15 protein-coding genes are annotated in these 18,721 nt (G+C 55.5%); 1 reads left to right on the top strand and 14 read right to left on the bottom strand.

The genetic code is table 11. From position 1 onward, the window contains the following. Positions 1-10: 10 nt before the first annotated feature. The 4 genes from NSU01_RS11235 to NSU01_RS11220 form a co-directional block, all read right to left on the bottom strand. A complete protein-coding gene (locus NSU01_RS11235) occupies positions 11-988 on the bottom strand; it encodes a phosphotransferase (RefSeq protein WP_179093429.1) in 978 nt (325 codons plus the stop codon). 56 nt (positions 989-1,044) lie between these two features. Next, complete coding sequence (locus tag NSU01_RS11230) at positions 1,045-2,034, bottom strand: alpha/beta hydrolase-fold protein (RefSeq protein ID WP_339303096.1); 990 nt, start codon at positions 2,032-2,034, stop codon at positions 1,045-1,047. A gap of 307 nt (positions 2,035-2,341) precedes the next feature. Continuing rightward, positions 2,342-3,583 (bottom strand): RICIN domain-containing protein, encoded by a 1,242-nt coding sequence (locus tag NSU01_RS11225; RefSeq protein WP_076242778.1) that lies wholly within the window; start codon positions 3,581-3,583, stop codon positions 2,342-2,344. Positions 3,584-3,883: 300 nt separating this feature from the next. Next, positions 3,884-4,543 carry a hypothetical protein gene (locus tag NSU01_RS11220; protein WP_042140967.1) on the bottom strand — a complete coding sequence of 220 codons (660 nt, stop codon included), beginning with the start codon at positions 4,541-4,543 and terminating at the stop codon, positions 3,884-3,886. A gap of 173 nt (positions 4,544-4,716) precedes the next feature. Between NSU01_RS11220 and NSU01_RS11215 the strand changes: the two genes are divergently transcribed. Next, on the top strand, positions 4,717-5,604 hold the full coding sequence (locus tag NSU01_RS11215) for a fructose bisphosphate aldolase (protein WP_076242777.1): 888 nt from the start codon (positions 4,717-4,719) through the stop codon (positions 5,602-5,604). 403 nt (positions 5,605-6,007) lie between these two features. Here NSU01_RS11215 and NSU01_RS11210 read toward each other — a convergent pair whose 3' ends face one another. The 10 genes from NSU01_RS11210 to NSU01_RS11165 form a co-directional block, all read right to left on the bottom strand. After that, entirely contained in the window at positions 6,008-7,057 is a 1,050-nt protein-coding gene (locus NSU01_RS11210; protein WP_076242776.1) for an Atu2307/SP_0267 family LLM class monooxygenase, read from the bottom strand. 312 nt (positions 7,058-7,369) lie between these two features. After that, on the bottom strand, positions 7,370-10,300 hold the full coding sequence (locus NSU01_RS11205; RefSeq protein WP_076242775.1) for an insulinase family protein: 2,931 nt from the start codon (positions 10,298-10,300) through the stop codon (positions 7,370-7,372). A 93-nt stretch (positions 10,301-10,393) separates the two neighbouring features. Beyond that, positions 10,394-11,464 carry a dihydrodipicolinate synthase family protein gene (locus NSU01_RS11200; protein ID WP_076242774.1) on the bottom strand — a complete coding sequence of 357 codons (1,071 nt, stop codon included), beginning with the start codon at positions 11,462-11,464 and terminating at the stop codon, positions 10,394-10,396. Then, the gene (locus NSU01_RS11195) at positions 11,464-12,480 is read right to left on the bottom strand and encodes an NAD-dependent epimerase/dehydratase family protein (RefSeq protein ID WP_076242864.1); all 1,017 of its coding nucleotides are present in this window, start codon (positions 12,478-12,480) and stop codon (positions 11,464-11,466) included. The genes NSU01_RS11200 and NSU01_RS11195 overlap by 1 nt, the downstream gene beginning before the upstream one ends. A gap of 57 nt (positions 12,481-12,537) precedes the next feature. After that, positions 12,538-14,400, bottom strand: coding sequence for an IlvD/Edd family dehydratase (locus NSU01_RS11190; RefSeq protein WP_256703753.1), 1,863 nt, complete (start codon positions 14,398-14,400; stop codon positions 12,538-12,540). Then, complete coding sequence (locus NSU01_RS11185) at positions 14,351-15,190, bottom strand: amidohydrolase family protein (protein WP_052421767.1); 840 nt, start codon at positions 15,188-15,190, stop codon at positions 14,351-14,353. Before NSU01_RS11185 ends, NSU01_RS11190 begins: the two co-directional genes overlap by 50 nt. A gap of 18 nt (positions 15,191-15,208) precedes the next feature. Continuing rightward, the gene (locus NSU01_RS11180; RefSeq protein ID WP_076242773.1) at positions 15,209-15,970 is read right to left on the bottom strand and encodes an SDR family NAD(P)-dependent oxidoreductase; all 762 of its coding nucleotides are present in this window, start codon (positions 15,968-15,970) and stop codon (positions 15,209-15,211) included. Positions 15,971-15,995: 25 nt separating this feature from the next. Further along, a complete protein-coding gene (locus tag NSU01_RS11175; RefSeq protein ID WP_076242772.1) occupies positions 15,996-16,652 on the bottom strand; it encodes an RraA family protein in 657 nt (218 codons plus the stop codon). Between the two features lie 48 nt (positions 16,653-16,700). Next, positions 16,701-17,705 carry a Gfo/Idh/MocA family oxidoreductase gene (locus NSU01_RS11170; protein WP_076242771.1) on the bottom strand — a complete coding sequence of 335 codons (1,005 nt, stop codon included), beginning with the start codon at positions 17,703-17,705 and terminating at the stop codon, positions 16,701-16,703. Beyond that, on the bottom strand, positions 17,702-18,703 hold the full coding sequence (locus NSU01_RS11165) for a Gfo/Idh/MocA family oxidoreductase (protein WP_076242770.1): 1,002 nt from the start codon (positions 18,701-18,703) through the stop codon (positions 17,702-17,704). The genes NSU01_RS11170 and NSU01_RS11165 overlap by 4 nt, the downstream gene beginning before the upstream one ends. Between the last annotated feature and the right edge of the window lie 18 nt (positions 18,704-18,721).

The raw sequence follows: 18,721 nt of genomic DNA, 5'->3' as shown, positions 1-18,721 counted from the left end.
CCAACTCCTTCTAGTTCATACTTAAGTTCGTAAGCCATTGCAGGCAAAGCGGAATGAACGCTTCATAATCCTTCAGCGCCTGCAGCGTAGGCAGCACCTGGCTTGTCCCAAGCTCCCGCTCCGCTTCATCCGGGCCTTCCAGCCCCAGCGACCGCCGGATGCTGTAATCCAGCCAGCCCAGCTTCCCGTGGTAACCGCTGCTTAGCACCTCCGGCCAGGGGTCACGCGTCTCTCCCCCATGATTACGGTAAGCCTGAATCAGCGTACAGAAGGCCTCCTTGCGGATGTGACCACTCTCAAAGTCTGACCAATAGAGTGCCACTTCAACCAGCTCCTGCGCCGGGTTGATCCAGCCCGCAGCCTCCCAGTCAATAATAACGGGCCGGCCGTCATGATCCCATAGCACATTCTTCGGGTCCAGATCCCGGTGGCTGATAATCCTGTTGCCATTAAGGATCGGCATAGCAGCATTCACCAATTCCTCATAGCGGTAGAGCTTGTCCAGAGCATCCATAAGGGAAGCGGACCATGGAAGATCCATCACTTGACCTTGTACGGCATACCCTTTCCAATCGGTCTGCAATTGTTCCGCTGTGCTATCCCTATGGAGCTCATTATGGAGCGGAGAGAAGTCTGTGGCATGTATAGCCGCGAGAGCTTCCCCCATAGTGCTGCAGTGCTCCAGCCCCGCGTTGCCTGCAGATATAGAGCGGCCTTGAATCCATGGAAACAGCAGATAATACTGCCCGTCCACTTCATGCATACAGCTCCCCTCATGCAGCAGAGCCGGGAGAGCATTGATTCCATGTCTGCTTGCGAGCTCCGCGGCCTTCTCGGCGGCTGTCAGGTTATTCATCACCGATTCCCGCAGCATAATCTGCGGATTCAGCGCTTTCACTGCGTACTCTGCCTGATCCGTGGTCATCCGGTACATCCGGTGCAGGAACCCGCCGAAGATTTGCTCCGGCTCAGTGCGCAGTGACCCCAAGTTATATGTAGCACATAGCTTTTCAAAATTCAATTTATAATTCGTAAGCATCATCGTCAGTTAGTCCTTCCGGCATAAAAAATCAAATACTCATCCAGGTGGGCTCTCCAATACTCCCCGTCATGTTTCCCTGCTCTTAAGTGATATTCAACCGGCACGCCCTTATCCTTAAGCAGTGTATATAATTGCTCTGCACCTTCATAGAACCGGTAGCTGTCCTCTTCCCCGCAATCCAGGTATACTGCCAGACCCCTTAAATCCCTATCCTTCGCCAAAATAAGCGGATCACGCTCCTGCCGCTCCGCTTCTGTCGGATACAGGAATCGGATCAGGCCGTATTCACCGCCCACCGAAGACCAGTCATCCAGAAACAGCGCCGGACTATGCCCGCCTGCCCTGCTGTAGACATCGCTGTGCAGCAGCGCGGCATGCAGGCTGACAAAGCCGCCCATTGAAATACCGCCAATATAGCGCGAATCCCGCTCAGCTATCGTGCTGAAATGCGAATCCACATAATTCACAACATCCTTCACCAGATAATCTTCATACATCCCGTTATAGGTCGTCAGGGGATCACCCGGATCGTTCACTGCATAGGTAGGAGAAGAATTCAGCCCATAGCTGTTATCCATCTGCGGGGAGACGATAATGAGCGGATGGATCTGACCGGCTTGGTCCAGCCTTTCTGCATTCAGATGCAGCCCGAGGCCAGCGATCATATCCGTTTCTTTGCCGCCATAGCCGTGGATGAGATAGAGGACCGGGTAATGCTGCTCCGTGCTGTACCCTACGGGCAGGTAAATACTGAGCCGCATCTTCTGATCCAGCGCCTCACTGTGGAATGTTAAATTTTGAATTCCGGGGGTCTGCAGCGGTGCTGCTGACGCAGTCCCTTCGGCTGCGGCTGCGGACGCTTCCGGGGAAGCTGTCTGGACGGCCGCTGAATCTGTACCGGAAGAACAACTCACAAGCGACATGCAGCATATTAGCATGATTAGCATCGTTAGCACCTTTAGCTTAGACCTGGCATTTCCGCGGCTTTGCATAAATCGCCTCCAATATTCCATTTATCCCACCGAATAATAACGCTTACAATAAACATTATCATATCAATGAATGTTTGTGGTATGACTATTCTGCCGGCTGGAGCTGGATCAAGCCGGAACTTAGTCCGCTTCAGCAAGAATATCCGCTTTGAATAATATTATTCTAGTACAAGCACGTACAAGCATATACAAGCACGAAAGACCGCAGCTTCCGCGGTCTTTCGTACCCCTGTCAATAATCTCCATTCGCATCCCGGTCTGATGAGCGGGAAGATGGTATAAGCCTTAGAGTTATAGCCAGGCTACCCTAGTTAATCTTGGTAAGCAGCCACTTCTGGGCATCTGTTCCGTTGTCGGTCCATTGCTGTACTGCCGCACCATCCGCTGTAGAGGACGAGGAGACATCCATAGCCAGCCCGCTCGCTTTGGATATAAGCTTGTAGTAGCCGCCGCCTACATCGATGATGCTCCAGCGCTGGGCATTGCTGCCATTGTCATTGGCCTGCTGCAGCTGGACTCCGCTCGAAGTAGAGGCATTCGGAACATCCAGCACCTTGCCGCTATGCATCGCAGTAAGCTTGTAGAAGCCATCCCCTGTGCTCTCCACTCTGAACTGCTGGTTGCTGGCAGTATAATTAGTCCACTGGTGCATTTTGGCCCCGTCTGCCGTGGAGACATCCTTCACATCCAGCACTTTGCCGCTTACTTTGGACATTAATGTGTATACTCCGCCGCTGACAATGCCGCTCGATGGAGCGCCTTCCTGATACACACGCACATAGTCAACCAGCATTTGTGCCGGGAAGCTGGTAGCACTGTTCGGTGCGCCCGGCCAATTGCCGCCTACCGCAAGGTTCAGCAGCAGGAAGAACGGTTTCTGGAATTCCTCTGTATTGCCTGTTCCGTTCTCAATATAGAATTGATTGAACTGGTTGCCGTCCACGAACCACTTGATATATTTCGAATCCCACTCCACGCTGTACACATGATACTGGGAGAAATCCAGACTTCCGGACACCTGCCCATATTCGGCATGCCCGCCTGCATCCCAATGCACTGTACCGTTGACGAAGGCGTTATTATTCACCCGTTCCATAATATCCGTTTCCCCGGAGGCCGGCCAGCCGGCCGTGGTGATATTGGAGCCCAGCATCCAGAATGCAGGCCATAATCCCTGACCTGAAGGCAGCTTGATTCTGGCTTCTATTTTGCCGTAGGTGAAATTCTTGAGGCCCTGAGTCTTGATCCGTGCTGAGGTATAATTCATGCCGCCATAGGATTCCTTCTGCGCTGTAATTACAAGGTTGCCGCCGGTAACCTGCAGATTCTGTGCCCGGTTCGTATAATATTGCAATTCATTGTTTCCCCAGCCGCCGCTGCCGGTGCCGGTCTCGGCAGTCCAGTTGGCGGTGTTCAGGGAAGAGCCGTCGAACTCATCGCTCCAGGCCAGATTCCAGGTTGAAGCTGCGCTGGAATTCCCCGTAGGCACCAGTGCGATCAAAAGCGTGAACAGCAGAAACAAACTTAAGACTTTTCCTCTTCTCAACATCGTTGTCCTCCTCTTTGCTATTCAAGGTTGCCCATCCTATTTCAATGCACGCGTACGTTCGTGCAGTTGAAACCTAACCCAACCGGTTTCGAAAATGGCATTTGAGAACGTCTTCATCCGCTACACCCCATATATATCGTTTTTACTCCCGGTAAGAACTGTAATTTTGACAATTCAGCGAACCCGGCAGAAACGGAAGGAGAAGTGACCGTATGGAACCTATGCAATCTTATCTTTGCAGCAAAAGACCGCTTCCATAGAGGAGCGGCCTGTGCTTATCTTATGCTCTTACCTGCATTTCTACTCCATTCCGTGCTCTTCACGGATTTTGTACAAGCCCTGCAGCAGCAGCTCCGAAGGATCGCGGTTCAGCTGCAAATGCGTCAGCAACAGATGAAGCGGGATCGCGCATACGTTGTTCCCGTCAGTGATTGCAGGGAATCCTGCTTCAAAGACCGGGCCGTGCTCCGGGTTAAAGGCGAGGCCTGCATGGACCTGCTCCGGTGCGAACTCTTCACGGACAGCGGCGATGCACATGGGAACCAGCACATTATCAACAACGGCCTTGGCTTCCTCTTCATTCGGAAGAGGTTTAGGCAAGGAGTTGCCTCCCTTGGTCTTCATCAATTCGTGGAAGAAGGAGGCCATCCAGATCTCCGGACTGCTTCCGGACTGGAATCTGCCGGCCAACTCACGAAGGAAGAACCCGCAGTAATAATCATCATTGGCACTGTCCTTGACACGATACACAAACACCGGGCCGTAAGTATCCAAATTCAGAACCTGGCCTTCCACTTCACTGAAACTCATTTTTAGAGCTACAATGCCGTTATGAAAAACAGCCTTCAGCAGCTCGTTCCATTTCTCTTCGGTCATGACCTTCTCGGCAGCTTCTGCTTCACCGTTTGTTGCCTCATTAGTTGTCTCACTGGCTGTCTCATTGGTTGTTTCATTTGTCATAATTATTTTCACCCCGCTTCCTATCATACCATCCTATTGAACAAGGTAACATACCATATCTCTCAACTCAAATGGAAAGCTCTGCCGGCTCAAATGTATGTCCCCAACCAAAAGTGCTATACTAAACAGATGGAGTCACCATTTCATTTCGTAGAAGGGAAGGACAAATATCCATGAATACGAAACAATTGGACAGAATTCACACAGGCAAGGGCTTTATAGCTGCTCTGGATCAGAGCGGGGGAAGCACACCCAAAGCGCTGCTGCAATACGGCATTAAGGAAGACCGCTACTCCGGTGACGAAGAGATGTACGCGATGGTCCACGGGATGAGAACACGCATTATTCAGAGTCCCGCATTTAATTCGGAGCATATCCTCGGCGCTATTCTTTTTGAGAACACGATGGACCGTTTCATAGACGGACAATTAACCGCCGATTATTTATGGGAACAGAAAGGCATCGTGCCTTTTTTGAAAATCGATCAGGGACTGGCCGCGCAGGAAAATGGGGTTCAGCTCATGAAGCCCATTCCCGGTCTTGATGACCTGCTGGAACGGGCAGTCAAGAGGAATATCTTCGGCACCAAGATGCGCTCAGTAATCCATGAAGCTAACGCGGAGGGTATCCGGCAAGTCGTAGAACAGCAGTTTGCTGTCGCGGGGCAAATCGCCGGTTACGGGCTGGTTCCGATTATCGAACCGGAGGTAGACATTCTCAGCCCGGACAAAGCAGAGTCCGAGCTGCTGCTGAAGCGCGAACTAGCCACCCAATTATCCGCTCTGGAAGAGGGCGTCAAGGTCATGCTGAAGCTGTCTCTTCCAACTGAAGATAATCTGTACAGCGAACTCGCCGCAGATCCGCATGTAGTCCGCATCGTGGCATTATCCGGTGGCTATACCCAGGCAGAAGCGAATGAGAAGCTGGCCCGCCAGCATGGACTCATCGCCAGCTTCTCGCGCGCCTTGTCCCAGGGCCTCAGCGATCAGCAGAGTGACGATGAATTTAATAGCATACTTGCTGCGTCCACCCTTGCAATCTACGAGGCTTCCATAACTTGAAGCCTCCGCTGCTCCGCCTTTTCTCTTAAGTTTCCCACCCAATCTATAGAGTTGTTTGATTAGCAGACGAAGACCCCGGGACTAATGTCCCGGGGTCTCTTTGTTAAATAAGCCAAACATACGACTAGACTAATCCCAAAGCAGTAACCGCCCCATCGCTAAAGGTCCATCGGAACGGAATAAATCTAAAATGTTGTAAGGATTGCAACTTTGAGCCTGCGATGCCTGGGGCTACGGGTGAATTGTTGTATGAAATACAGGAATTCTCCCGCTAAACCGCTTGATGGAGGAGTAATGCTGTATTTCATACAACATATTCCGATTATGGCCGGGTTAGTGAAGAAAATGTTGTACTTTGTGCAGGATTTTGCGATCAATGAGAAGTTTCTCGCGGAAACAGCAGCTATACGTTCTTCAAACGAGCGGCTTCCGCCCGCACAAGTGGCGCTACTTCAGTTCCGAAGAGGCGGATCGCCTCCATGACCTCCGCATGCGGCATGGAGCCATGCGGCACATGCAGCAGGAACCGCGTGATCCCCACGTGCTGGTACAGGTGGATGATTTTGCGGGCAACCGTCACCGGATCGCCAACATATAACGCTCCGTCAAAGCTGCTCGCCGCTTCATAATCCGCACGGTGATAAGGCGGCAGCCCCTTCTCCACCGCCCGGACATTCGTCCGCGCGTGAGTGGACGGGAAGAACTTCTCTAGCGCCAGCTCATTGCTCTTCGCAATGAAGCCATGGGAGTGCGAGGCAATCGGCAGCTGTGACACATCATGACCGGCCTTGGCCGCTGCTTCCTTGTACAGCCGTACATGCGTGGCATAATCCGAAGGATTCACATTGCCGATAATCGCCAGGGCAAACGGCAAGCCCAGTGTGCCGGCACGGACCGCAGACTCCGGACTTCCGGCACTCGCAATCCATACAGGCAGGAGATTCTGCTCCGGACGCGGGTAAATCCCCAGATTATGTATTGCTGGGCGGTGCTTCCCGCTCCAGGTCACCTTCTCCGACTCGCGGAGCTTCAGCAATAAATCGAGCTTCTCGTCAAACAGTGCTTCATAATCCTTCAGATCATAGCCGAATAACGGGAATGACTCCACAAATGAGCCACGGCCTACCATAATCTCGGCACGGCCGTTCGAAATCCCGTCCAGTGTGGCGAAATCCTGAAATACACGCACCGGATCAGCTGACGAGAGAATCATGACTGCACTGGTTAGACGGATTCTGTTCGTCAGCGGTGCAGCAGCAGCCATTAGAACCGCAGGCGATGAAGCTGCAAAATCAGGCCGGTGATGCTCACCTACGCCGTATACATCCAGTCCCACCTGATCCGCGAGCACGATTTCCTCCACCACTTCACGCAGCCGCTGCGCGTGGCTCAGGGTCTCACCGGTATTCACATCAGGCGTTGTCTCGACAAAGGTGCTTATTCCAAGTTCCACTTGTTGTTCCTCCTAAAAGTTATGTTAGCATCTGCTCCATGGGAGTCCCCTTAGCAAAACTTGCTTCGAAAGCATACGCATAGTCAGTAATCCTTATATTTTAAATCTAAATAGTTAAATATTCAAAAACTAAATTTCCGCGCGGCAAAAAACCCGAGTCCTCCGCCGCCTTGGGCTGCCTTACTGATTAACCTAGGGCGAGTCCGGCATAACCGGTGGTCTGTAATAGCCTTCTGGAGATACATCACCGCTACTCTATAACCTGAAAACAGTCCCGGTTATGTTAACCGGGACTGCAGAAGAATACGCCAATTACTTCACCAGTTCCTCCAGGCTGCCGAATAGATCGCGGACCGATTTCAGCTTCGACTCATTGCCGACCACACAGAAGTAATTCTGCTGCGTCACTGCCTGAAGCAGGCCGGCATATTGCCTGATATCCCCTGAGGTTGTTGACAGAATTTCATTCCGTTCCTGCTGCAGGTCTGCAGCGGTAATCTGCTCGAAATAATGCCGGTCCGCCTGCCGTCCTTGTGCACCGGGACTCAGCGGCTGGTCCACCATCGCCAGCGTACCGATGATCGCCTTCGTCATCTCCTCTTCATCTGCTGCAAATTCCCCGGCAAACAGATATGCCCGGTCATAAATCTCCAGTGTCTCCTGCAAATTCGGATCACGGTAAGAAGTAAACAGGAGCACACCGTCTCTGCGCAGAACGAGATTGCCGCCATAAGCTCCGCCCTTGACCCGGACAGCATTCCACAGGTAGGTCAGGCTGAGGATTCTTTTGAGCACCTGCAGCTTGCCGGAATAAGCAAACCCCAGCTTCGTGAAGTCATACCCTTTGACCACATACTGCACCTGGCTGGCAGACATGAACCCTTCGTTGCCCGCCTGGTCCAGCGCAGACAGCAGCGGCAAGAACTGAACCTGCTGGTCCCGCAGATCCAGCTGCGCCAGGTGTGCAGTGAATTCCGCATACGTATCCAGCGTTCCGGTTACGGACAGTGTTACATTCTGCGTATTGAACAGAAGCCCGCAGATTTCCTTCAGAGTGTCAGCAAGCAGTTCAGCCTGCTGGTCAATCCGGCTGGCCAGCTCTTTGATGAAGCGGTAATAGGCCATACCGCCGAGCTGCTCCTCATACATCCCTCTATCCGTGAAATAAGAGAGCACCCGGCCGGCTGCGATTTCATTGCCTTTCTGGTTCAGCATTGCTTCCATGAAGGAGGCTTCCCGGCGGACAATCTCCTGCAGCTTGGATAAATTATTCAAGTTGCTATTGTAGAGCAGCTCGTGCAGCAGCTTCAGGGAACCGCCGATGTTGCCTTGCATGACCTTGATGCGGGCGCTGAATTTGGGCTGGTAGCTTCCTTCGCCAGCTTTGCCGGCCCCAAATATCTCATTCTGAAAGCGGATGCCGCCGGTTGTGATCCCGATTTCACTGGTCAGCTCTTCAATGCTGTAAGCCGCAGTCTCCAGTTGCCCCAGTACCCTCGCCAGCAGTTCCAGATAAGGAATCTGTTCTGCCGCCAGAACCCGGGTGTCCCAATACAGCTTAATATAGGCGATGGTTCCCGCAGCCGCTTCATGATGCAGCACTTTGATTCCATCCAGTCTATGCTCCTTAGTGGGCACCCCGGGCGGAGCGCTGCGGTCAATGTCCTGAAGGGACAGCTTCGGAAGCTTCTGCAGATCCTCCGCGGCATCCGGACGGTTCTGCCGGGCCAGCAGCTTCTCCGTATTCAGCACCAGCTCTTCGCGCTGTACCGGCGTCAACGAGGCTTTATATTCAGCCAAACGGCTTCGGGCCGCCGCTTCCTTGTCTGCCGCAAGGGTCTGGGAAGGCTTCAGGACAACGACGCTGCAGTGATCGCTATTCAGCAGGTAGGTCTCGATCAGCCGCTCGAAATACCGGTTAGCACTTTGTTCGCGGATAGACGCAATTGCAGCTTCATACTCCAGATACGTGGACGGCAAGCCGTCATACAACCAGGCCTTCATCACTTCCATATTATAGGTCAGGCCCTTCGGGTACTGGTTGAAGTCTGCTTCGCGCAGTTCAAATTCCTTGCTGTTCACCGCAGCCAGCACCAGCTTCTCATCCAGGCCGTCCGCGGCAAGGCGGCTTAACGTCGTTCTGACCAGATTCACGAAGGCCTCCTTGGCGGAGGGATTAGAATGGGTCAAGGCAATGCCAAGCATAGGCTGGACCATACTGTCGGAGTAAAAAGAAACCACATCCTTGCCGAGTCCGCTCTCCAGCAAAGCCTGTTTCAGCGGAGCGGCGTTGCTGTCCATCAGCATGCTTTTCAGAATGGCAAAGGCCAGATTCAGCTCCCGGTCCAGGGAGGTTCCGATTACATAGTTCAGGCTCACGTAAGTCTTGTCAGCGGCGGTTTCGGTCTCCAGAATGGGATACTCCGCCGTAAGCCCGGTTATTCCTGTCGGCTGCTGCAGGGCAATCCCCGTATCGATATCCTTGCGGTTATACCGGCTGAGATATTCCTCGTGGATTAATTGCAGCCTCGCTTCGATATTCAAGTCTCCATAGAGATAGAAATAACTGTTGGACGGGTGGTAATAACGGCTGTGCGCCTCCAGGAACTGCTCATAGGTCAGCGCAGGGATATGTTCCGGGTCTCCGCCGGAGGAATGCCGGTATACCGTATCCGGGTAGAGCGACTTTTTGATCCGGTCGATTAATACCGTGACGGGTGAGGAATAAGAGCCCTTCATCTCGTTGTAGACGACACCCTTATAGATCAGCTCATCCCCGGAGCGCGGCAGCTCGTAATGCCAGCCCTCCTGCTCAAAAATCTCCCGCTGGCTGTAAATGTTCGGCTGGAACACGCTGTCCAGATAAACCTCCATCAAGTTGGCAAAATCCTGTTCATTCCGGCTGGCCACCGGATACATCGTCTTGTCGCCAAAGGTAAAGGCGTTCAGAAATGTTTTCATTGAGCCTTTCAGCAGCTCTACAAATGGTTCCTTTACCGGATATTTATCCGAGCCGCACAGGACCGAATGCTCCAGAATATGGAACACTCCCGTGCTGTCTGCAGGCGGAGTCCGAAAGCTGACACTGAACACCTTGTTATCATCCTGATTCTGTACGTATAGCAGCCTTGCGCCGCTCTGCTGATGCTCCAGCGTATATACCGAGGATTCGATTTCCCGGATATACTCCTGATGCATGACTTGAAACCCGGAATAGACTTGGCCTGTGATTAAGCTGCTCATATATTTCCCTCCTTGGTTCAGGGCTGGCCTGATGCCATGAGCTTATCATATCCGGGCTTTCGGGTTCCACTGGGGAATGTGCAGACGCCTCTTTTAACGGAGCCATTCCTCCAAATGCGCTGCCACGAATTCATCATCCGTGAGATGGGGGTAATCCCTGGTGACTCTGCTGATCTCCTCCAGCTGCCCGGGTGAGAGCTGCTCCTCCGGATTCAGGCACCATAAGCCTTCAAGCAGTCCCTGGCGGCGCAGCGCCTCATGAATGCCCGGAATACAACCGTGAAATTGATGGGCCGGATCAAACAAGGCCGCGTTGCTGTCGGTCACCTCAATGCCAAGGGTCAGCCAGCTGGATGACAGGGTAGCCTCATTGCGCATTTTCCGGATCGTATCCAGAAGCTGAACCGCTTTGCTTGTCCAGACCGCCCAGTGACCGAGAAGCCCGCCGACAATTTTCTTCTCCATGGGTTCCCCGTTAACCTTGAAGCGGTAGGTGGTGAGCAGATCCGTAACAATATTATCGTCATTGCCGGTATAGAGAGCGATTTCGCTGCTGCGGCTGGACTCCATCACCGCCCGGACCACATCGAGGCTCTGATAACGGTTGAACGGTGCCATTTTGATCGCGATAACGCCTTCAATCTCTGCAAAGCTCCGCCAAAAGTCAACGCTTAATATCCGGCCGCCCACGGAAGGCTGCAGATAGAAGCCGAAGACGGGAATCACATCCGCCACTCTCCTTGTGCGTTCCAGCAGCTGCTCCTCGCTCCAGTCCTGCAGTCCGCCCATGCTGAGAAGTCCCGCCTCATAGCCCAGACCTGCGGCGAGCTGCGCTTCCCGGACAGCCTGCTCCGTGTCTCCGCATATGCCTGCCACCTTCAGGAAAGGACGGGTAAGGCCGGCACGCTCCACTTCTTCCGCAGCCAGCCTGAGCACCGGCTCCAGCAGCCCGATCCCGGGGTCCCTGATTTCGAACTGCGTGGAATGCACGGCTACAGCAACTCCGCCTGCCCCGGAGGCGATATAATAACGGGTCAATGCCCGCTGGCGGCGCTCATCCAGCTTGCGTTCTGCCGTAAGGGCCAGAGGATGCGCCGGAATCGCCAGACCTTCATGCAGCGCTTCATAGAGCTCCGGAGTTAACGGTTGTCTGCTCGCTCCCATTAATAGTTGCCCTCCCGTTCCTGAAAATGTGTCGGCTTGTTCCAGGTCTCACTGCCCGCAGCCACCCAGTCCGCCACCCAATCGATCATCTGTGCCAGCGATACCCGGGGATATCCGAAGGAAGCCGCGGCCTTCGCAGCATTGCTCAGCAGGGCTTCCGGGGCTTCAGCACCCGTGAAGACAGGCTCAGTTCCCAGCCTGCGGCCGATTTCCGCGGCCGCCCAGCGCAGCGACACCGTCTCCGGTCCGGTGATGTTCATGACATTCGGCGGCGAGCTGCAGCGGAGCAAGGCGCGCAGGGCAAGCTCATTGGCATCCCCCTGCCAGATGACATTGGCGTGTCCCATCGTCAGATCGATGGGCCGCTGCTCCTTAACGGATCGGGCAAGCTCCAGCAGAACGCCATAGCGCAGGTCTATGGCATAATTGAGCCGGTAGATGAACATCGGCGTATTGTTCTTATGCGAGAAATGCTCGAAGATCCGCTCACGCCCCAGACAGGACTGTCCATACTCGCCGTTCGCATTCGGTGAGGTGCGTTCTGTTGCTCCGCCTTGGCCCACCGGCGTGAACGGGTAGACATTGCCTGTCGAGAAGACGACAATCCGCGAATCGCGGAAGCGCTCCGCCACACGCCCCGGCAGATAGGCGTTCATCATCCAGGTGAAATGCTCATTGCCTGTTGTGCCGAATTTATTGCCGGCCATGTACAGGATATTCTTCGTGTCAGGCAGTGCCCGCAGCGCGCTGTCGTCAGACAAATCCGCCGCGATCACCTCCACTCCGGCTTCAATTAATTCTTGCTTCAATGCCTCATTCGAGAAGCGGGAGACGCCTATCACCTTCTTGTCCAGCCCTGCCTCCCGGATGGCATTTACGGCCAGCCTGGCCAGACTCGGGCCCATTTTGCCGCCTACTCCGAGCAGCATGATATCCCCGTCGAGCCGGGCGAGCTCCTCCAGCAGTGCGGCAGACGGACGGGCCAGCCGGTCTTCCAGCTCCTGAACAGACCGGATCACAGCTTGCGTTGGCATTTGCATAAGAATTCTCCTTTAGGTGGATAAAATTTATGGTTAGTCCTGCTTGGCTCCGTCCAGCAGCTCCCGGCGAAGCTCTGCCGGCAGCAGGAAATCGAAATCACAGCCCAGATTCGCCTGCAGCACGCGCTCATGGAACAGCAGGCCGTAGCCTCTGTCATAATGGGGCTCCGGCGCCTTCCAGGAAGCCCGCCGCCGGGCCAGCTCCTCATCCGGCACCTTCAGGACCAGTCTTCTCGCTGCAATATCCAGCTCGATTTCATCGCCGTCCTGTACCAGCGCCAGCGTTCCTCCTACAGCCGCTTCCGGCGCCGCATGCACGATCAGGGCGCCGTAGGAGGTGCCGCTGATCCGTGCATCAGAGATGCGGACCATGTCTCTTATGCCGCGCACCAGCAGCTTCTGCGGAATCGGGATCTGCCCGATCTCCGGCATCGCGGGTGCACCTTTGGGGCCGGCGTTCTTGAGCACCAGTACACTGTGCTCATCTACCGCAAGCTCCGGGTCGTCGATCCGCAGCTGAAGATCCACCGGGCTCTCGAACACCACGGCGCGCCCGGTGTGCCGCTTCAGATGCGCTGATACCGCAGTCTGCTTAATCAGCGCGCCATCCGGGGCCAGATTGCCGCGCAGCACGGCAATTCCGCCCTCTCTGTCCAGCGGCTCCGCCACGCTGCGGATCACCTCCCGGTCCAGCGTGACCGCCTGGACCAGATTCTCCGTAACCGTCCGCCCGGTTACGGTCAGGCAGCCGCCATGCAGCAGCGGCTCCAGCTCCTTCATCAGCGCAGGCACGCCGCCTGCTTCGAAATACTCCTCCATCTGATATTTGCCCGAAGGCCGCAGATTCAGAATGAACGGCGTCCGGCGGCTGATGTCATCGAATGTCTCCAGCGGCAGCTTCCGGCCCAGCCGCTGGGAAATCGCCACCAGATGGATGATGGCATTCGTGGAGCCGCCGCTGGCCATCGTGACCGTGATGGCATTCTCCATTGCCTCTGCCGTCATGATGTCGCGCGGGCGGATATCCCGCCGCACCAGCTCCACAATCTGCTTGCCGGTCCGCTCGGAGAGATGCCTGCGGCGGCTGTCCGGCGCGGGGATCGCCGCGCACCCCGGCAGCGCCATGCCAATGGCTTCGGCAATCGAGGCCATGGTGCTGGCTGTGCCCATCACCATGCAGTGCCCGTCGCTGCGGCAGATGGCGTCCTCCGCCACCGCCAGCTCCTCGTCCGTAATATTTCCCGCTTTATGCTCCAGCGTGAAGCCGTAGCAGTCGGTGCAGGCACCCAGGCTGCGTCCGCCCAGGCGGCCGTTCAGCATCGGCCCGCCCGTGAGCACAATGGCCGGAATGTTCACACTGGCGGCGGCCATCAGCTGGGCAGGCACTGTTTTATCACAGCCGCCGAGCAGTACCACCCCGTCTATGGGATGGCCCTTCATCATTTCCTCCGTGTCCATCGCCATCAGGTTGCGTAGCAGCATCGTCGTCGGCTTGACATAAGGCTCGCCGATCGATATCGTCGGGAATTCCATCGGCACCCCGCCAGCCTGCCAGACCCCGCGCTTCACATAATCCACCAGCTCATTAAAGTGCGAATGGCACTTGTTCAGCTCACTGAAGGTATTGCAGATGCCGATGACCGGCTTGCGCAGATCCTCCTCGGTATAGCCCATCGACTTCGTAAACGAACGGTGAATGAAGCCCCACAGATCTTTTTCCTGGAAATAGGCTTCACTCTTCAGTCTGCGTCCGGCAGCACCGCTCCCGGCGCTGTCCGCCCGGCTGGTTTCCGTATGCTCCTCCATGCTCCATCTCCCTTTGGCTTCCAGCCTGCTGTTGTACAAATTAGACCAGCCCGAGGATTTCCGGTGTCGGCCGGTGAATAATGTCTTCAATGAAATCCTCCGCTACACGCGGCAGCCTGGTTCCCTCCACCGGATCATTGATCCGGTACAAGGCATCCAGCATCTGCTGCGTACCGAAGAACGGATAATCCGAGCCGAACAGCAGCTTGTCCTGCACCCCGTATTCCGCAGCGGAGACCAGTGCATTATAGAATTGCCACGGACGGCTGCCGAGTGCAGACACGTCCATGTACAGGTTAGGATGCTTGCGCACCAGCGAGATGCATTCATCCACCCAGGGGTGACCCATATGGGCTACGATCATTTTCAGCTTCGGAAAAGCCCTGGCAATTGGATCAAGCATCGCCGGGCGGGAAGCATCCAGATATCCCTCCGGGACAAAGGATGTTCCCTGATGCCATAGAACCGGAACGTTCAGTTGCTCCGCCTTAGCATAGAGCGCCATATGCTTCGGATCCTCCGGATAAAAGTTCTGATAGATCGGGGCCAGCTTCAGTCCCTTCAGCCCCAGCTCGCGGACAGCCGTTTCGAACTTGCCTACACAGTCCAGATCATTCGGATCCACGCTGGCAAAACCAAACAGCCTTCCCGGGTCCGTACGGCAGTATTCCGCCACATATTCATTCGGCACCACCAGCCCGGTGGCAGACGCCGCCATCGCCAGTACTATGGCTCCCGAGAATCCTTCCAGGTTGCCCCGGTGCTGCTCCGGTGTAGCCTCAATATTCATATCCGGGCCCCAGGCGCGCTTGATCGCGGCATCCGTAGGTCCGGCCACCATTCCCGGTCCAAACAAATGAGTATGGGAATCAAAAATCATCTCTGCACCTCCTTCAAGCTATAATTCACTTCCGTTAGCCAGATGTCCGCCATCTACACGGACCGTTTCTCCCGTCACATACGAAGCTTCGTCTGAGGCCAGGAAGAGAAACACGCTGGCAACCTCCTCTGGAGCCGCTGCCCTTTTCATCGGAGTATGCTCCGAATGGGACGGCAGTCCGCTTTCCTCGCGCAGCCTGCGGTCCAGCGGGGTATCCACGAAGCCCGGTGCCACTGCATTGACCCGGATTCCATACGGAGCCAGCTCTACCGCCATAGACTCTGTCAGCAGGATAACGGCTGCCTTGGAAGCATTGTAATGGGCAAGCTCCGCGCTGGCCGATATCCCGTTTTTGGAGCTCATATTAATAATTGCACCGCCGCCGCCCTGGCCAATCATCTGCCTCGCAGCCAGCTGGCCAAGCCTGTACACCGCACGGACATTGATCTCGAAGACTGCATTCCAGTGCTCCAAGGAAATATCGAGAAAGGATTCTCTATAGGCAATTCCTGCATTATTCACAACGATGTCAATTCCGCCAAAATGCGCGAAGGCCCTGGCCGCAGACGCCTCAAGCTGTGCCGGGTCGCGCAGATCGCAGACCTCCGTGGTCCAGCTTCCGCTGTAGTCTGCCAGTTCATCAGCGGCAGTAAGCAGCTCTGCTTCGCTGCGGTCCAGCAGGACCACGCGGGCCCCCTCCTCCAGGAATCGGCGGGCAATCGCCAGCCCGATGCCCCGCCCCGCGCCGGTTACCAGCACTCTTTTTCCAGCCAGCCTCATGATGTAGACACCCCGCCTTCGTGGTTTAGAGTACTCCGTATTTATCGTAGACCTGCCGCAGCGTAACGCCTGCCAGCAGCTCATCGCGTGTATGATTCTCGCGTGTCGCCTTATCCGTCGCCAGTGCGAACACTTCATCAATGATGGCGCCCGGTATCACCACGACACCGTCACGGTCGCCAAAGATAATGTCGCCGGGCTGCACCAGCACACCTCCGCACTGCACGGGAATATCGTAGTCGATAACGATCCCGCGTCCCTGCGAATCTACCGGCTTGGTGCCGGTAGCGAAGACGGGGAAGCCCAGCTCCAGAATTTTGGCTGTATCCCGGATTAAGCCATCCACGATCGCTCCCCGCCCGCCGCGCATCTTGGAGGCCGTTGACAGCAGCTCCCCCCACAGGCCATTCTGCCTGGATTCATTCGTGCAGCCGATCACAATTTCTCCCGGCTTGACGCTGTCTACCGCTTCAATTTCCTTAGTGTAGGGATCTTCGGGCAGATGGTGGATATCCACCGACAGAATGGTTTTGGCACGTCCGGCCACCACCCAGGAGGGATCGACCGGATTGATATTCTCGCGCATCACCTGATTGCGGTAGCCCAGCTGATCCAGCGTATCGGAGATAACCGCCGAATAGAGCGTTTCACACATCGTATCGAATAGCTTCTGATCGTCCATTGTTCATCCCGCCTCTTTAATATGGTTACATACCTTCAAATCCTGGCATTACCTGTGCAGCTTAACCGGTTGTCCTTCCTGTACGGAACGGTAGGCATTCAATGCGACCTCCGCCGATCTGAGACCATCCAGTCCGGTCACCGGTACCGGCGTGCCTTCCAGCAGTGCCTGCACGAATGCCTGCAGCATCAGTCCGTTCATATCGTCTCCCCAGAAGGACCAGCTGCCTTTGCCGGATGCTCTGCCATACACATTGTTCTTCTGATTGAAGGCATCGATGGAGATGACTCCCTCTGTCCCGATGATCTGCAGGGTTACATCCCCCCAGGTGGGAAATCCGGGATTACGCGACCAGCTCGGGTCCAGAACGCCGAACACGCCATTTGCAAAAGTGACATGCACCATGCCGGAATCATCAATCGTCCGCTTGTGCTCAGGATCGAATAAGGTTCCCGCATAGGCATAGACCTGCTCGACCGGTGAGCCGGTGAACCAATTCATCAGATCCATCACATGTACTGTATGATCCAGCACAGCGCCACCGCCCGAAAGCGAAGGCTCGGCGAACCACGCCGGACCCGGGAACGAGCCTCTGTTGGTTCCTTTAAAAGCTATAATCTCTCCGATCTCCCCCCTGTCAAATGCCTCCTTGGCCCGGACCACCGGGGTTAGAAAGCGGCAGGGAAAAGCGGTCATCAGCTGGACCCCTTTGGCTTCGCAGTCTGCAATCATCCGCTCCATCTCCCCGGCAGAGAGGCCAAGCGGCTTCTCGCAGAGAACATGCTTGCCTGCTTCAGCAGCGGCAAGGGTATGCTCCGCATGATGAACATTCTCCGAGCATATGATCACCGCATCTATCGACGCATCGGCCAGCAGTTCGCGGTAATCGCTGTAGTAAGGGATGGCATGGCGCCTGGCCAATTCCTCTGTCCGCTCCGGCACGGGATCAGCGATTCCGCCTACCGTCACCTCCGGCATCTGTTGAAGACAGACCAGATAATCATAGGCATGGGCATGGGCGAAGCTGAGCATTCCCACATTGAGACGTCTCATCTAATCCCTCCTTTGGCATCGAGCTTAACGGGAAGTCCGGTTGCCCCTGAGCTCACGGCAGCTTCCGCCCAGCGTACAGCCTGAACGGCATCTTCTGCCGTGACCTTAGGCTCCGCACCGCTGGCAATGCACCGCAGGAAATGCTCCAGCTCTTCATAGTAGGGGTCTTTCAGCAGCACGCTTGCCGGAGTCTCCACGAACCCCGGAGCAGACCCCGAGGCAGCTGCCCGCCGGATATGCACGCTTTCCCCGTCCGGGGTTCCGCCCGAGATAATGACTTCTGCACCGGCATATTCAAACGCAGTATGAAACGCGCCAGGATACCCCCAGAAGGCCTCCAGCTGAGCAAGCGTTCCGTTCCCGAAGCGGAAGGTCGCGGAAGCATAATTCATCGTCTCCGTCCGGTGCTCGAAGGCATACACCTCCTCCGCTTCGCCAAAGGTCCCGCGGATATAATCAATATCGTGAATCATCAGGTCCACAATCACGCCGCCGCTCAGCTCCGGGTCGCGGAACCATTCCTGAACCTGGCCGGGATGCGAGCCTGCTCTCTTGGCATGGAAGATGCCTCCCCCGCCTCCGCCATGCTGCCTGATTCCTTCCGCAAGCTGGCTGTAGGCGGGGAAGAAGCGGACCACATGTCCGACAAATAACCGGACACCTTTACCGTTACAGTATTGGACCGCCTCCTCGGCTTCCGCGGAGGTCAGCGCCAGCGGCTTCTCGCAGATCACATGTGCACCGTAGTCCGCTGCCAGCCGTACCATCGGCACATGCAGATAGGTGGGTACAGCTATACTGACCACCTCCGGTTTCTCCCGTTCGAGCATTTCCTGTGCCGACAGGTAATACTTCACACCTGCCAGCAATCCAAGCCTCTCGGCCGCTTCCCCGTTGATATCGCATACCGCGATGAGCTGAGCCTCAGGCATGGACATATATCTGTCCGCATGAATGTTCCCCATACCGCCGCAGCCGATCACTGCTGTCTTGAGCATTCCGTTTCTCCCCTTTCC

Origin of the sequence: Paenibacillus sp. FSL H8-0259 (assembly GCF_037963255.1) — a bacterium.
In the GTDB taxonomy this organism is placed as follows: Bacteria; Bacillota; Bacilli; order Paenibacillales; family Paenibacillaceae; genus Paenibacillus_AQ; species Paenibacillus_AQ phytohabitans.
The sequence above is the reverse complement of the archived record's forward strand: the minus strand, read 5'-3'. Positions and strand labels throughout refer to the sequence as shown.

Excerpts from the sequence above, each read along its gene's own strand:
- NSU01_RS11180 (WP_076242773.1), bottom strand. The coding sequence starts at position 15,970 with ATGAGGCTGGCTGGAAAAAGAGTGCTGGTAACCGGCGCGGGGCGGGGC.
- NSU01_RS11220 (WP_042140967.1), bottom strand. The coding sequence starts at position 4,543 with ATGACAAATGAAACAACCAATGAGACAGCCAGTGAGACAACTAATGAG.
- NSU01_RS11170 (WP_076242771.1), bottom strand. The coding sequence starts at position 17,705 with ATGAGACGTCTCAATGTGGGAATGCTCAGCTTCGCCCATGCCCATGCC.
- NSU01_RS11225 (WP_076242778.1), bottom strand. The coding sequence starts at position 3,583 with ATGTTGAGAAGAGGAAAAGTCTTAAGTTTGTTTCTGCTGTTCACGCTT.
- NSU01_RS11200 (WP_076242774.1), bottom strand. The coding sequence starts at position 11,464 with ATGGGAGCGAGCAGACAACCGTTAACTCCGGAGCTCTATGAAGCGCTG.
- NSU01_RS11185 (WP_052421767.1), bottom strand. The coding sequence starts at position 15,190 with ATGATTTTTGATTCCCATACTCATTTGTTTGGACCGGGAATGGTGGCC.
- NSU01_RS11165 (WP_076242770.1), bottom strand. The coding sequence starts at position 18,703 with ATGCTCAAGACAGCAGTGATCGGCTGCGGCGGTATGGGGAACATTCAT.
- NSU01_RS11175 (WP_076242772.1), bottom strand. The coding sequence starts at position 16,652 with ATGGACGATCAGAAGCTATTCGATACGATGTGTGAAACGCTCTATTCG.
- NSU01_RS11230 (WP_339303096.1), bottom strand. The coding sequence starts at position 2,034 with ATGCAAAGCCGCGGAAATGCCAGGTCTAAGCTAAAGGTGCTAACGATG.
- NSU01_RS11205 (WP_076242775.1), bottom strand. The coding sequence starts at position 10,300 with ATGAGCAGCTTAATCACAGGCCAAGTCTATTCCGGGTTTCAAGTCATG.
- NSU01_RS11215 (WP_076242777.1), top strand. The coding sequence starts at position 4,717 with ATGAATACGAAACAATTGGACAGAATTCACACAGGCAAGGGCTTTATA.